The sequence below is a fragment of the Microvirga massiliensis genome (genome assembly GCF_001006805.1).
Lineage (GTDB): Bacteria > Pseudomonadota > Alphaproteobacteria > Rhizobiales > Beijerinckiaceae > Microvirga > Microvirga massiliensis.
The window spans coordinates 67,425-81,384 of record NZ_LN811356.1; the positions used below are offsets into that span (position 1 = coordinate 67,425).

A 13,960-nucleotide genomic window follows, 5' to 3' on the forward strand; every position below is an offset into this window, starting at 1 on the left:
CCTCATCCTTCCGGGGCTGACCGGGACCGAGACGAAGCAGGACGAGGGCACGACCATGGACCGGCTGGTGCAGACCGTGCTCTCTCCCTACATGGATCGCGAGTGCATCCTCCTCAATGGCCCTGCCGTGCCGGTCAATGAGAGTGCCGTGACGAGCCTCGCCCTGATCTTGCACGAGACCGCCACGAATGCCGCTAAATACGGGGCGCTGTCGGCGCCCGAGGGCTGCATCCGGGTCGAGTGGGCTGTGCGGGAAGCCGACCTGTATCTCAGGTGGCAGGAGAGCGAGGGCCCCACGATTGCTGAGCCACCGAGTGCGCATGGATTCGGGACCACTCTCGTGGAGCGGAGCGTCACGGGCCAGCTTCAGGGAAGTGTCGAGTATGACTGGCGGCCCGAAGGTCTCACCGTCCACGTCGTGGTGCCGTTGGAACGTCTCAGCTCATGAGTGGCCGTAATCCCGTGCAGGGATTGGTCGAAGGTGAAGTGCGGGGGCTATCGCCGTCTTTGACGCTCATGCATATGCGTGGGCAGTTCAGGAGCGCAGCATGGCTGGCTTGACGGACGAGCCACGAGACGATCCGGAATTTGGCGTTCGCGCGTCTCGCTCCTCAACAACATCAGTCGGCTCGGAACTCCAAACTGGATGATATGTGTTACCAGTTTCGACGATCACACTGACGGCGAGGCCGTGTCTGGCCCGAACGCTAGCCGAGCACACGGCATATTGGAGCACGTCCGAAAAGTGAGTGCTCACGTACAGCACGATACCTTCGTTCTCCGCGACCCACACCTGTCCGGTTCTGTGGATCAGGATTCGATTGGCCACGACGAATCACCTTCGTGCTGACGAAAACGATCCTTAGAAAGCGGGGGCAGCGGCAAGCTGGCCACGTGGCCTATCTGCCCCTGAGTGGGCCGCGACTTGTCGAAGTCAGCCTGCCGGGAGATGCGGCTCATCACCCTCAACCTCCTCACCATCGAGGACGCGATCTACGCTCCTTTTACAACCCTCACCAGCAGGCTTTGGGCAAGCGGCGATTCCAACGTTGCCCGGCGGGAAAACGAGACAGAGGTCTTCCGTTACGTTCAGCCCTACTGACTGCAGCAAGGAGCGCGTTCCTCTTCCGCTTCCGTGATGTCGCGACCGGCTTGCAGGGCTGAGGTGATGTGGTGATCGCTTTCGGCGGTTGATGGTCTATAACCATCGGCTCTGTGACTGCGCTCCGTGGGGCTGTGATGGCGGGGAGTGCTACGTCCTCGCGAGTGGTCGCGACTGACGAACGCTTCGCCTCTTGCGCGGCGCGACTCGCTCGTGCTGCCCTGCGCCGTACGGCCCGCTCTTTCGCCTCGCGCTGCACCTTCTCCTCGACCGGGTTCACAGGAACCGACAGGAGGTCAGGCAGGACACGCCGAGCAGATCTCTCTGCGGACGACTCGGTTGCGTCGAACACTTCTGGTGGCTGCGGAGCAGGAGCCGTCGAAAGAACTGAGGTCGGAACTCCAATCTTGTCAGCCTGCGGCGCGCGGATTGGTACCGAGAGCTTGCCGAAGACCTGATCGGCCAGAGAGGCACTTTCTGAAGCAGGCGCCTTGCTGAGGGTAACGACCTCAGGCCCTCGCCTGTTGGCGCGCTTGATCTCGAACGTGAACGACCGCGCAGAATGGCGTGTCATACGCATGGTGAGAGCAACCTATCGGAGAGAAACCGTCCGGACGGGCAGACGATGGCATGTAAGAATACCGTGCTGAGTCGTCTACCCGTATGTCCGTCCGCTTAACACCGGTTTTATGACTCTCCGCGTCAGCATGCCTGAACCACTGGCTTCCGATTGTCTGAGGGAACTCGCAAGCCACTTCATGCCGACACAGCGAGAAAAGATAGAGGGCTGGCTTAAACCAGCCCTCCGCGAGTTAGAGGAGGAAACGTGCATACACAGACGCCAACAAGCGCAAGCAGCTGAAAGTTCCATGTCGCGGACCAAATAAGTTACTGAATAACCTAAGTTAATAGCTTTGAGCTCACCACCGTAAGGCACTTGGGGTTGGAAACCGATGGGCCAAGTTTGCACAGAGGCGAGGAGTATACCCGCACCTACTTCCGCGACAGGCAGAGCCGTATATCGGTTGAGCCGATGGCGCGGCACTCGCCTTAATGCTGCGAGTGCCTGTTTACAGTCCAACGCCGCTCAAAAGGCCGACCATCACTCTTCTGACCAGCCTGTTTCGCCAATCGACCTCCCCAAACTCCTCTACAAGTGACCCACCTAACGCCGACCGCGCGCCTTCCTGGGATCGCACCGTTTGGACGGGAACGGGTAGACTGATTAGTCGAGCAGCTTGCGGGACTCCTCAATTACGCGCTTGGTTTCCTTGATCCTCTGCTCGGTCAATTTCAGCGCCAAGCGTGCCGATCTGAGAGCTGCGTCCATCCTGTCTCTATGAAACTTCGACTTGCTCATGAGCAGCGTTGAACTCGGGCCTGCTCTCCCGCCCAAGAGCACTCAGGATGTTGTTGCGATGTACGTGCCAAACCGAGAGAGTGTCCTGCAATAGCGTCAGTAGCCGGTCTATCTCGCTGGTGTCCTGGCCAGATGCGAACAGACTGTTCCTCGTCATAGTCAGGTGCCGGATACGCTCCTCGCCTTCGCCGATATGGCGGTCTGCAAGGGCGAGGGCTGCGGTTTCGTCGATCTCGCTCGTCATGCTCCACCATAGGCCATGAGCCCCAACGGGGGCATTCAATCAGGATGACGGCTTGTCCAAGAGCGCTGCTCTGCCGATCAATGGAGTCGGTGACTCGGCACCGGCCCCAACTGCTCCTGCTCTTGTTCAGCGGCTAGCGCAGCTCGCAGCGCGAACCATCGGCCCTTGGACCTTACGAGGCGTTTCGCTGCCCACTTATAGGCCCTGCGTGCAGCCTCCTCCTCACAAAAGAGTGCTTCGATGGGACTGAACTTCTGCTGCTCGAAGGCGTGATCGACGACCTGATCCAGCTTTTGGCGGCACTTCGCGAGAACAAGGACAGCTTCCGCAGCCCTGCTGCGGGCGCGGTCAAGATCTCTCTGCGCCTCGGCAAAGGCGGACAAGCACACCAATAAGGTCACACTTTCGTGCCCACTCACCTGGTTCGACGGTTGGAGCGCAACTAGGGGACAGAAAACGACAGCTACCTCGGTAAGCGGCTGACTTCATTCAGCTATGTTATAAAAGCCGACATATCATCGCCTGCTGGCGCGCAGGCTCTCGCTTTCCGCGGCTTCGAGCCTCGCGACAAGCTCCCGGAGGCGATCTGGCAAAGGCTCGGGCTCGGCATAGACCTGCCTGAGGCTGCGTCCAAGCAAATCGAGGGTCTGACCCTGTCGCAACCATTGGGGCCTTCCGCCGAGGTTCCACGGGCCTCCTTTGTAGAAGTTCATGGCAATAGCTATCCTTCCCGAGACCGAGCAGTTGCTGGCCTCCAACATTCCAATTGGCTGGATTCAGAGGGGCAACTCGCGACTTTATGCTCGGTTTCGGTCAAGTTCTTCGAAATCGAGCTAAACAGCCAAGCCGCAACGGTCAGGTATTACATAGCCCCCCTTGGGCTACTGCACCGGAATGCTGTCTCCTGTCGAAGAATGGCGAAGCCCTTGCCGAGCGTTGCGCAGGAACCATGCTCGAGGATATGGCGGGCGATCTCACAAGGTCACAACAGATGCTTGGCTATAACGGTCGAGCGACGACGGAGCATTACATTCATCGCAACGTAGACAAGGTCCGGGCGGCGAAAGAGGCTACGCACAACGCACTTCGGGTAGGGGCGAGGAGGTTAATCCCGAGGCTTATAAAGCTGACGTGGAGTGGCGGAATGCCGCAGCGGGCACCCGAGTCGCTGCTGCAATTGGCAATCGCCCTAGCAATCTAAATGCCGGCCCCTTGCGAAGCTATTGTAAAATAACAGTTTCCGGCTCGTGAACCGATAGTTCCCAAGCTGAATGTCGTTGCTTCGATCCCGATCGCCCGTCCCAAATTCCATAGGCGGAGCAAGGCCTTGACGGTCTGTCGCCGACCCGTGCGTTCAGCCCTTGTTCTGAGCCGCGGAACAGCGCCACCTTTCTCGACGTCCTGACGGCCGCTGCGACGAGCACTTCGTGCTCGAAATCTGTGTGCGCCGCAGTCGAGCGTAGGCTTAAACGTCTGGAATCGGCTACCCACGTTGGGCACATTCCAATAGATTCACTCTCATCGGAGCATGATACGGTCGAACCGAAGACCGCGTCGTGGGCCAGCAAGCACGTCGACGGGACCGACGCACGGAAGATCCCGGATGAAGTAGTTGCATGGAGGGAGAGCTGATCATGAGAAGAATCCTGCTGGCGACGCTGTCGGCAGCCGCCCTGGCCGCGGCGGCGCCGGTCTCGGCCAAGACGCTCGTCTATTGCTCGGAAGGCAGCCCGGAGAACTTCGCGCCGAGCGTCAACACGACGGGCACCTCGTTCGACGCGAACACCCAGATCTACGACACCATCGTTCAGTTCGAGCGCGGCGGCACCAAGGTCTTGCCCTCCCTGGCCGAGAAATGGGACATCTCCGAGGACGGCACGATCTATACCTTCCACCTGCGCAAGGGCGTGAAATGGCACAGCACCCGTGCCTTCAAGCCGACGCGCGATTTTAATGCCGACGACGTCATCTTCACGATTGAGCGGCAGTGGAAGGAGGACAACCCCTATTTCAAGGTCACCAGCTCGAACCATTCCTATTTCAACGACATGGGAATGCCGAAGCTGCTGCAGTCGGTCGAGAAGGTCGACGACTACACCGTCAAGATCACCCTGACGCAGCCCGAGGCGCCGTTCCTTTCCGACCTCGCGATGCAATATGCCAGCATCCAATCGAAGGAATACGCCGACGCGATGCTGAAGGCCGGCACGCCCGAGAAGGTCGATCAGGATCCGATCGGCACAGGGCCGTTCTACCTCGTGCAGTACCAGAAGGATGCGATCATCCGCTATAAGGCCTTCCCGCAATACTGGGCCGGCAAGGCGAAGATCGACGATCTCGTGTTCGCGATCACGCCCGATGCCTCGGTGCGCTGGGCCAAGCTGCAGAAGGGCGAGTGCCATGTCATGCCCTATCCGAACCCGGCCGATCTCGATGCGATGAGAAAGGACCCCAACGTTCAGGTCCTCGATCAACCCGGCCTGAACATCGGCTACCTGGCCTACAACACGACCAAGAAGCCGTTCGACGACGTGCGCGTGCGCAAGGCCATCAACAAGGCGATCAACAAGCAGGCGATCATCGACGCAGTCTACCTCAGCAGCGGCATCGCGGCGATCAATCCGATCCCGCCCTCGATGTGGTCGTACAACGAGACCATCAAGGACGATCCCTATGACCCCGAGGCGGCCAAGAAGGAACTCGCCGAGGCGGGCTATCCGAACGGCTTCGAGACCGACCTCTGGGCCATGCCGGTGCAGCGGCCGTACAACCCGAACGCCAAGCGCATCGCCGAGCTGATGCAGGCCGACTTGGCCAAGATCGGCGTCAAAGCCGAGATCAAGACTTTCGAATGGGGCGAGTACCGCAAGCGCATGCAGGCCGGCGAACATCAGACCGGTATGCTCGGCTGGACGGGCGATAACGGCGACCCCGACAACTTCCTGCACACGCTGCTCGGCTGCGACTCGGCCAAGACCAACGGCTCCAATGTCGCGAAGTTCTGCTATCAGCCCTTCGAGGAACTGGTGCTGAAGGCCAAGAGGATCACGGATCAGGCGGAGCGCGAGAAGCTGTATCGGGAGGCCCAGGTGATCTTCAAGGAGCAGGCGCCCTGGTTCACCATCGCGCATGCGGTGCAGCTGAAGCCCGTCCGTAAAGAGGTGAAGGATTTCAAGCTGTCGCCGTTCAGCAGACATACCTTCTATGGCGTCGACATCGAGTGAGGCGCCGATCGAGAAGCGTATCGGACAGGGGCGCGGCCGTGAGGCCACGCCCTTTTTCATTCGGGGAGAATGATGCCGTTTCGGTATGCGGCGGCTGAAATGACTGGAGCGCCGGCTTTGCCGATCGTCGCCGTCGCGGCCGGGAAACCTGCCTTCGGAGCGCAATTCCACTCGCGGTCGCCGCTTCGCGCCCGCGGCCCATCGTCGAGACTGGCTCTATCATGCTGCGTTTCATCCTGACCCGCGTCAGCCTCGTGATTCCGACCTTCATCGGCATCACGCTGCTTGCCTTCTTCCTGATCCGGCTGGTTCCGGGCGATCCGATCGAGACCATGGCGGGCGAGCGCGGCATCGATCCGGCGCGCCACGAGGCCCTGCGCAAGGAATTCGGCTTCGACAAGCCGGTCCTGACGCAGTACGGCATCTATATCGAGCGCGTGCTGCACGGCGACCTCGGCAAGTCGATCGTGACACGCGAAAGCGTGGTCTCGGAGTTCACGGCGCTGTTTCCGGCCACGATCGAGCTCGCGCTCTGCGCCATCGTCTTCGCCTTGGTCATCGGGTTGCCGGCCGGCATCCTGGCCGCGGTGAAACGCAACTCGATCTTCGATCACGGCGTGATGGGGCTCTCCCTGACGGGCTATTCGATGCCGATCTTCTGGTGGGGGTTGCTGCTGATCCTTCTGTTTTCCGTGCAGCTGGGGATCACGCCGGTCTCGGGCCGCATTGCCGTGCTGTACTATGTCGAGCCGGTCACCGGCTTTCTGACGATTGACAGCCTTCTGGCGGGTGATTTCGACGCCTTCAAATCCGCTCTGGCGCATCTGGTCCTGCCGGCGATCGTGCTGGGAACGGTTCCGCTCGCGGTCATCGCGCGCATGACGCGCTCGGCCATGCTCGAGGTGCTCGGAGAGGACTATATCCGCACTGCCCGAGCCAAGGGCATGGCGCCGCTCCGCGTCATCGGATTCCATGCCTTGCGCAATGCACTCATTCCGGTTGTGACGGTGATCGGCCTTCAGGTCGGCGTCCTGTTCACCGGCGCGATCCTCACCGAGACGATCTTCTCCTGGCCGGGCATCGGGAAATGGCTGATCGAGGCGATCAGCCGGCGCGACTATCCGGTCCTGCAAGGCGGTACCTTGCTGATCGGCGTCGTCGTCATGAGCGTCAATCTGCTTGTCGATCTGCTCTATGGGCTGATCAACCCCCGCATCAGGCATGCGCGCTGAAGGACTTCTGATCGTGGCAAATCCAGTTCATCGGGGGACGTAGATCGATGACCGCCGAAACGCTCGAAGCTCCCGCCGTGATTGCACCGGCAGGCACGCCGCCTCACCCCTTGCGCGAATTCTGGAGCTATTTCAGCGCCAATCACGGCGCCGTTGGCGGCCTCGTGGTCATCGTCGCCGTGTTGCTGATGGCCGTGTTCGCCGATGTCATCGCGCCGCATTCGCCATTCGAGACCAACAATGCTGTCTTCCTCAAGCCGCCCTTCTGGCAGGAGGGCGGCTTGCTGAGCTACCCGCTCGGCACCGATGCGATCGGCCGCGATATCCTGTCCCGGCTGGTATATGGCGCCCGTCTGTCGCTGCTCATCGGCATCGCCGTCGTGGCGCTCGCCATGGCGGTCGGGATCGTGCTCGGTCTCGTCGCCGGCTTCTTCCGGGGCATCACCGAGATCGTCATCATGCGGCTGATGGATATTCTCCTGACGATGCCGAGCCTGTTGCTCGCCATCGTCATTGTCGCGATTCTCGGCCCCGGCCTGATGAACGCGATGCTCGCCGTCGCTATCGTGGTGTTGCCGCACTATGTCCGCATCACGCGGGCGGCGGTGATCGCTGAGACCTCCAAGGACTATGTCGTTGCCGCCCGCGTCAGCGGCGCCGGCACCCTGCGCCTGATGTTCAAGGAGGTGCTGCCGAACTGCGCCGCGCCCTTGATCGTGCAGGCCTCCCTCGGCATCTCCACAGCGATCCTGGACGCGGCCGCGCTCGGCTTTCTCGGCCTCGGCGCGCAACCGCCGACACCCGAATGGGGCACGATGCTCGCCGATGCGCGCGAGTTCGTGTTGCGCGCCTGGTGGGTGGTGACCTTTCCGGGCCTGATGATCCTGATCACCGTTTTGGCCTTCAACCTGCTCGGTGACGGACTCCGGGATGCCCTCGACCCCAAATTGAAGCGCTGATCATGCCGCTGCTCGAAATTGAGAACCTGAGCGTCGAGTTTCCCACCTATTCGGGCGTCATGCGGGCCGTCGACGGGGTCAGCCTGTCGCTGGAGGAAGGCGAGATCCTCGGAGTCGTCGGCGAGTCCGGCTCGGGCAAGAGCGTCACCATGCTCGCAGCAATGGGGCTGATCGGCTATCCCGGCCGGATCAGGGCCGACCGCCTCGCCTTTGCCGGCCGCGACCTGCTATCGATCTCCGATCGGGAACGCCGACGGCTCACCGGCAAGGACATCGCGATGATCTTCCAGGAGCCGAGCACCAGCCTCAATCCGTGCTTCACCATCGGCTTCCAGCTCGCCGAGACCCTGAAGGCGCATGAGGGGATGGACGGCAAGGCGGCCCGACGGCGCAGCATCGAACTGCTCGAACAGGTCGGCATCCCCGCGCCGGAGAGCCGCCTCAAGGCCTTTCCGCACCAATTGTCCGGCGGCATGAATCAGCGCGTCATGATCGCGATGGCGATTGCCTGCAATCCGCGCCTTCTGATCGCCGACGAACCGACGACGGCGCTCGATGTCACCATCCAGGCGCAGATCCTCGACCTCCTGATGTCGCTGCAGAAAGAGCGCGGCATGGCGCTCGTGCTGATCACCCACAATATGGGCGTGGTCGCCGAAACGGCGCAGCGCATCATGGTGATGTATGCCGGGCAGGTGATGGAGGAGCGCAACGTCGCGTCGCTCTTCGCAGCGCCACAGCATCCCTATTCCGCAGCGCTGTTGGCGGCGCTGCCCGAGCGCAGCGTCGGCGATCACAGGCTGGCGACGATCCCCGGGGTCGTGCCCGGCCCGCATGACCGGCCGCAGGGCTGCCTGTTCAGCCCGCGCTGCGCCTATGCCACGGAACATTCGCGCCGCGTGCGCCCGGATCTGCGGCCATGGCAGGGCGGGTGGGTCCGCTGCCACTATCCGCTCGGCGATCCGGAGCGCGACAGGGCAAGGGCGGTGGACGATCGGCGCGCTGCGACGACGGAGACCGCACGATGAGCACTCCCGTCGTTGCGGCGCGTGATCTCACCCAGATCTATACGGTCAACCGCGGGTTCCTGCGGCCGCCGGCCAAGCTGCAGGCCGTCACTGGAGTGTCCTTCGATGTCGAAGCTGGCAAGACGCTCGCCATCGTCGGCGAGTCCGGCTGCGGGAAGTCGACGCTCGCCCGCATGGTGACGCTGATCGAGAAGCCGGCATCGGGCGCCCTGACCCTGGACGGGCTCGATGCCGTCGCGCCGCCCTCCGGCGAGGCGAAGCGCCTGAGGCGCACCGTGCAACTCGTCTTCCAGAACCCTTATGGCTCGCTGAATCCGCGCAAGAAGATCGGGACGATCCTGGAAGAGCCGCTCGTCATCAACACGACGCTGACGAAGGTCGAGCGGACCGAGCAGGCTCGGGCGATGATGGCCAAGGTCGGCCTGCGCCCCGAGCATTACAGTCGCTATCCCCACATGTTCTCCGGCGGCCAGCGCCAGCGCATTGCCATCGCACGCGCCCTCATTCTCTCGCCGAAATTGCTGGTCGCCGACGAGCCGGTCTCGGCACTCGACGTCTCGATCCAGGCCCAGGTGCTCAATCTACTGGCCGATCTGCAGGATGAACTGCGGCTCGCCTATCTCTTCATCTCTCATGACCTGAGCGTCGTTCGTCACATCGCCCATGACGTGATGGTCATGTATCTCGGCCATGCCATCGAGCAAGGCCCGAAGGAGGCGATCTTCGCGCGCCCGCTACATCCCTATACGCAGGCGCTGCTCGCCTCGACGCCCAGCGTGGCAGCAGGAAAGCGCAAACGCATCGTGCTGCGGGGCGAGCTGCCGTCGCCGCTCGATCCCCCGAAGGGCTGCGTGTTCTCCACGCGCTGCCCCTATGTCACGGAGCGCTGTCGCGTCGAGCGCCCAGCGAAGCGCCTGCTGGATGGGCGCCTCGTCGCCTGCCACTACGCCGAGCGCTTCTTGGCCGAGGCTGCCTGAAGCGGCGCACCGTCTCGATCCGATGTCGATCGATCAGAGAGGACCACCATCCCGATTGCGTACAGTTCTGCTCGAAGCGCCCGCGCGATATCGGACTGCATCCCGGGCGCGGAAGTGGACGCGCCGATCGGGACTTATTCTCTTCAAGTATTGGTCGAAGTGATGCCTCGTACCCTCTAGCATCGGCCCCACGAATATGTAATTTCTTCTATGCATGCCCTAACGGCATGTGGCCCAAATTAGGGAGGAAGAAATGTCGGAGTCCAAGGCTTCGCACTCGCGGCGAGATTTTCTCCGCACGGCTACCGCATCGGCGGGCGGAGCGGCGGCTCTGCTCTCCGGGTTCGGCATCGACCCAGCTCTTGCGGCGGCGGTCGGCCGTTCGGAAAAGCCCTTGCGGGCTGCCTTCTCGAATGCAGGCCTGCAGGCGACGTGGTGCGCCCAAGGCAAACAGGCTGCCGAATTCTGGGGCAAGTTGTTCAACGTCGAAGTGACTTGGTTCGATGGGCAGCTCGATGCCGTGAAGCAGCGTGCCGCCATCGACAACATGGCGTCCCAGAAATGGGACTTCGTCGCTATCCAGGCCTTCGGGATCGGCACGCTCACGGCTCCCGTACAGAAGATGATCGATGCGGGGATTCCGGTCATCGACATGGATACGCTGATCGCGCCGCTCGATCAGATCAAGGTCCACAGCTTCCTCGCTCCCGACAACGAGTTCATGGGTGCGTCCGTCACTCAGGCCCTCGTCAATGCGATGGGGGGCAAGGGCAAGATCATCATGACCCAGGGTGCGCTCGGCCACACAGGAGCGCAAGGGCGGGCGCGAGGCTTCGAATCCGTGATCAAGCAGTACCCGAACGTGGAAGTGCTCGACACGACGCCTGCCGACTGGGACGTCACCAAGACGGTGCGGATCTGGGAAACACATCTCACCAAATACCCGCAGATCGACGCTGCGTTCTTCCACAACGACGACATGGCGCTCGCCGCCTATAACGTCATGAAGGCCCGTAACCGGACGAACATCCTCATAGGCGGTGTTGACGCCATGCCGCCCGCGATCCAGGCGGTGAGCGAAGGCCGGATGTTCGCTACGGTAAGGAACCCGTCGTGCCGAATCCACGGCGGAGCCATCGTCGCAGGCGTCTCCGCGGTGACCGGCGGCGAGAAGTCTGGCGAGGGCGGCATTCCGAAGCACGTGGTGACCGACGGTCCCGTGGTCACAAAGGCTAATGCCCCGGGCATGCAGTGGATGCAGGAACACTTCCTGATCTGAGTACATCCGTGGAGAGTGATGCAACGCCCCTGCTCGAGCTCGTGGGCGTCTCGAAGTCATTTGGAGGCGTCGAGGCGCTTCGGGATGTGAGCTTTACGCTTCGTGCCGGCGAGATCCACGGTCTCGTCGGCGAGAACGGTGCTGGCAAGAGCACGATGATGAAGATCATCGCGGGGGTCCATACGGACTATGCCGGCACGTATCGAATCGGCGGAGCGGAGGTGCATTTCCGCTCCGCCCGCGATGCGCTCGCAGCCGGCATCGCCATGGTGCACCAGGAACTCAGCATCGTGCCGGATCTGACGGTTGCCGAGAACGTGTTTCTCGGCAAACAACCCACGAACCGGTTGGGCATCGTGCATTGGCGGGAGATGGTGCGGCAGGCGCGGGAGCAGCTTGCGAGCCTCGGAATCGACGTCGATCCAAATCAGCGCATCGGTGATCTCCCGATCGGGCTGCAACAGCTGATCGAGATCGCACGCGTCCTGTTCTCGGGCGCCCGCATCATCATTCTCGATGAACCCACGTCGGCGCTATCGCCGCCAGAGATCGAGCGCCTCTTCGCGGTGCTCCGTCGGCTGCGTGATGGCGGGCGCAGCATCGTCTTCATCTCGCACTTTCTCGATGATGTCCTGCGCGTTTCGGACACCGTCACCGTCTTCCGCAACGGACGGAGAGTTTTCACGAGCCCGGCAAGCGAGACCAGCAAGAGCGTGGTGATCGAACGGATGATCGGCGCCGGGCATGAAGAGCTGGAAGAGAGCTATACCAGTGATTTTCGCCTTGAAAGCCGGCCTGATGCACCGCCAGTGCTCGAGACCGTCGGCCTGAGCCTTGCGCGGGCCTACCGGGACGTGTCGCTTCAGGTTCACGCCGGTGAGGTGCTGGGGATCTACGGGTTCATGGGATGCGGCCAGGTTCCGCTTGCGCGGACCCTGTTCGGCAAGCTCAAGCCGGATCGCGGTGCGGTGCGGATCGGCGGTTCTCCGATCAGTCTCAGAAATACGTCTGCGGCGCGCCGGGCCGGAATCGCTTTCGTCCCCGAGAGTCGGAGATCCATGCTGTTTCACCTCGAGCCGGTGTACAAGAACACGTCCATCAGCATCCTCGACCGGATCTCGAGCCTTTGGCTGAAGCCCGGAAGGGAACGGCAGCTGGCGCAAATGCATGTAGAGCGGTTGCGGATCCGTCCGCCGAGAGTCGACGCGCTGCTCGGCTCGCTCTCGGGCGGCAACCAGCAGAAGGTGGCTCTCGCCAAGTGGCTGAGCTTTCCCCCGAAGGTGCTGATCCTGAGCGAGCCGACGCGGGGCATGGATGTGGGTGCCAAGGATGAGGTCGCCAGGATCATCCGGAACTTGCGGGACGAGGGTCTGGCGGTGGTCGTGGTCTCGACGGAGCCCGAGACCGTGCTGTCTCTCGCCGATCGCATCCTGATCATGAAGAAGGGCGGGATCGTCCGTGAGTTTGCGAACGAGGTCGTCAGCAAGGATCGGCTCCTCGAAGCCGCCTGAGAGGGAGGGACAGCCCGCATGACCGCATCGCAGGTCGATGTCGTCGATCGACGGAGCCGCATGGGTGCGGGCGCATGGCTGAAAGGCCAGATACGCAATATCGCGCCGTTCTTGACGCTCATCGTCCTGATCGCCTTCTTCAGCTTCGCGAGTCCGTCCTTCGCGACGCTCGATAATCTCGGCAATATCCTTACGCAGGTGTCCGTTACGGCAATCATCGCGGTCGGCCTGACCTTCGTGATCCTCTGCGCGGAAATCGATCTCTCGGTTGCCAGCATCGCGAATGCCACCGGGATCGTGGTGGCCTATTTCACGCTGCAGGAATCGTACGTGAACATCGCCAATGTCCCCTTGCCGGGCGCCGTGGCGATCCTTCTTGCGCTCCTGACCTGTTTTGCCTTGGGTGTCGTCAATGCCGTCGGGCTCACAGTCATCGGCATCCCGTCCTTCATCATGACGCTGGCGATGATGCAGATTGCGGCCGGAATATCGGCTTTGCTGGTCCGAGGGCAGATTGCGTACAAGATTCCCGATCTCGTAGCGACTCTCGGAGCCGGCTCCGTCGGTCGCATTCCGTGGATCGTGATCGTAGCCGCGCTCACGCTCCTCGTTGGGCATCTGGTCCTGGCCTATACGCGCTTCGGACGCTACGTGTACATGGTTGGCGGCAACCGCGAGGCTGCGGAATATTCAGGCGTGAACGTCAAGCTCATCCTGGGCTCCGTCATGGTGATCTCGGCGCTCTGCTCAGGCATTGCCGGCATGCTCGGGGTCGCCCATTTCGGTTCTGCGCAGCAGAACGAGTTCGACACTTATCTTCTGGATGCGATTGCTGCTGTCGTCGTCGGCGGCACGAGCCTGTTCGGCGGGCGCGGCGGGATCGGCAACACCATCGTCGGCCTGTTCGTGCTCGGCGTGCTGAACAACGGCCTCGATCACGTGAACATCGACAGCTTCTTGAAGATCCTGATCCGGGGACTCATCCTGCTGGCCGCGCTGGTGATCAACGTATACGCGCAAAGACTGAGGACAGCGGCGGCGGAT

General features: G+C 62.0%; 12 protein-coding genes and 1 pseudogene. 11 read left to right on the plus strand and 2 right to left on the minus strand.

The window, feature by feature from the left end:
* Together BN1233_RS20845 and BN1233_RS47120 are read left to right on the plus strand one after the other, a co-directional pair.
* Positions 1-448 (plus strand): annotated as a pseudogene (locus BN1233_RS20845) (histidine kinase); the annotation flags it as partial.
* Positions 449-925: 477 nt separating this feature from the next.
* Positions 926-1,102, plus strand: a complete 177-nt coding sequence (locus BN1233_RS47120) for a hypothetical protein (RefSeq protein ID WP_154678281.1) — start codon at positions 926-928, stop codon at positions 1,100-1,102.
* Positions 1,103-2,439: 1,337 nt separating this feature from the next.
* Here BN1233_RS47120 and BN1233_RS20850 read toward each other — a convergent pair.
* The gene (locus BN1233_RS20850; RefSeq protein ID WP_046865550.1) at positions 2,440-2,706 is read right to left on the minus strand and encodes a hypothetical protein; all 267 of its coding nucleotides are present in this window, start codon (positions 2,704-2,706) and stop codon (positions 2,440-2,442) included.
* 269 nt (positions 2,707-2,975) lie between these two features.
* On the opposite strand from BN1233_RS20850, the gene BN1233_RS50575 reads away from it, so the two are divergent.
* Positions 2,976-3,101 carry a hypothetical protein gene (locus BN1233_RS50575; protein WP_280139412.1) on the plus strand — a complete coding sequence of 42 codons (126 nt, stop codon included), beginning with the start codon at positions 2,976-2,978 and terminating at the stop codon, positions 3,099-3,101.
* 120 nt (positions 3,102-3,221) lie between these two features.
* On the opposite strand, the gene BN1233_RS48485 is transcribed toward BN1233_RS50575, so the two are convergent.
* Positions 3,222-3,419 carry a NepR family anti-sigma factor gene (locus tag BN1233_RS48485; protein WP_046865552.1) on the minus strand — a complete coding sequence of 66 codons (198 nt, stop codon included), beginning with the start codon at positions 3,417-3,419 and terminating at the stop codon, positions 3,222-3,224.
* 921 nt (positions 3,420-4,340) lie between these two features.
* Here BN1233_RS48485 and BN1233_RS20870 point away from each other — a divergent pair.
* The 8 genes from BN1233_RS20870 to BN1233_RS20905 all read left to right on the plus strand — a co-directional run.
* Positions 4,341-5,930 (plus strand): ABC transporter substrate-binding protein, encoded by a 1,590-nt coding sequence (locus BN1233_RS20870; protein ID WP_244470799.1) that lies wholly within the window; start codon positions 4,341-4,343, stop codon positions 5,928-5,930.
* Positions 5,931-6,151: 221 nt separating this feature from the next.
* On the plus strand, positions 6,152-7,162 hold the full coding sequence (locus tag BN1233_RS20875) for an ABC transporter permease subunit (protein WP_046865555.1): 1,011 nt from the start codon (positions 6,152-6,154) through the stop codon (positions 7,160-7,162).
* A gap of 47 nt (positions 7,163-7,209) precedes the next feature.
* Positions 7,210-8,121: an ABC transporter permease subunit gene (locus BN1233_RS20880; protein WP_046865556.1), complete on the plus strand. Its 912-nt coding sequence runs from the start codon at positions 7,210-7,212 to the stop codon at positions 8,119-8,121.
* 2 nt (positions 8,122-8,123) lie between these two features.
* Entirely contained in the window at positions 8,124-9,149 is a 1,026-nt protein-coding gene (locus BN1233_RS20885) for an ABC transporter ATP-binding protein (RefSeq protein WP_046865557.1), read from the plus strand.
* Entirely contained in the window at positions 9,146-10,126 is a 981-nt protein-coding gene (locus BN1233_RS20890; RefSeq protein ID WP_046865558.1) for a peptide ABC transporter ATP-binding protein, read from the plus strand. Before BN1233_RS20885 ends, BN1233_RS20890 begins: the two co-directional genes overlap by 4 nt.
* Positions 10,127-10,379: 253 nt before the next feature.
* On the plus strand, positions 10,380-11,405 hold the full coding sequence (locus BN1233_RS20895) for a sugar ABC transporter substrate-binding protein (protein ID WP_046865559.1): 1,026 nt from the start codon (positions 10,380-10,382) through the stop codon (positions 11,403-11,405).
* Between the two features lie 8 nt (positions 11,406-11,413).
* Positions 11,414-12,916: a sugar ABC transporter ATP-binding protein gene (locus BN1233_RS20900; RefSeq protein WP_046865560.1), complete on the plus strand. Its 1,503-nt coding sequence runs from the start codon at positions 11,414-11,416 to the stop codon at positions 12,914-12,916.
* A gap of 60 nt (positions 12,917-12,976) precedes the next feature.
* A partial coding sequence (locus BN1233_RS20905; protein WP_425311737.1) for an ABC transporter permease occupies positions 12,977-13,960 on the plus strand: 984 nt, incomplete at its 3' end.

What these genes read in the sequence shown, in the direction of transcription:
- BN1233_RS20850 (WP_046865550.1), bottom strand. Translation starts at nt 2,706, where the DNA reads ATGACGAGCGAGATCGACGAAACCGCAGCCCTCGCCCTTGCAGACCGC.
- BN1233_RS48485 (WP_046865552.1), bottom strand. Translation starts at nt 3,419, where the DNA reads ATGAACTTCTACAAAGGAGGCCCGTGGAACCTCGGCGGAAGGCCCCAA.
- BN1233_RS20870 (WP_244470799.1), top strand. Translation starts at nt 4,341, where the DNA reads ATGAGAAGAATCCTGCTGGCGACGCTGTCGGCAGCCGCCCTGGCCGCG.
- BN1233_RS20875 (WP_046865555.1), top strand. Translation starts at nt 6,152, where the DNA reads ATGCTGCGTTTCATCCTGACCCGCGTCAGCCTCGTGATTCCGACCTTC.
- BN1233_RS20880 (WP_046865556.1), top strand. Translation starts at nt 7,210, where the DNA reads ATGACCGCCGAAACGCTCGAAGCTCCCGCCGTGATTGCACCGGCAGGC.
- BN1233_RS20885 (WP_046865557.1), top strand. Translation starts at nt 8,124, where the DNA reads ATGCCGCTGCTCGAAATTGAGAACCTGAGCGTCGAGTTTCCCACCTAT.
- BN1233_RS20890 (WP_046865558.1), top strand. Translation starts at nt 9,146, where the DNA reads ATGAGCACTCCCGTCGTTGCGGCGCGTGATCTCACCCAGATCTATACG.
- BN1233_RS20895 (WP_046865559.1), top strand. Translation starts at nt 10,380, where the DNA reads ATGTCGGAGTCCAAGGCTTCGCACTCGCGGCGAGATTTTCTCCGCACG.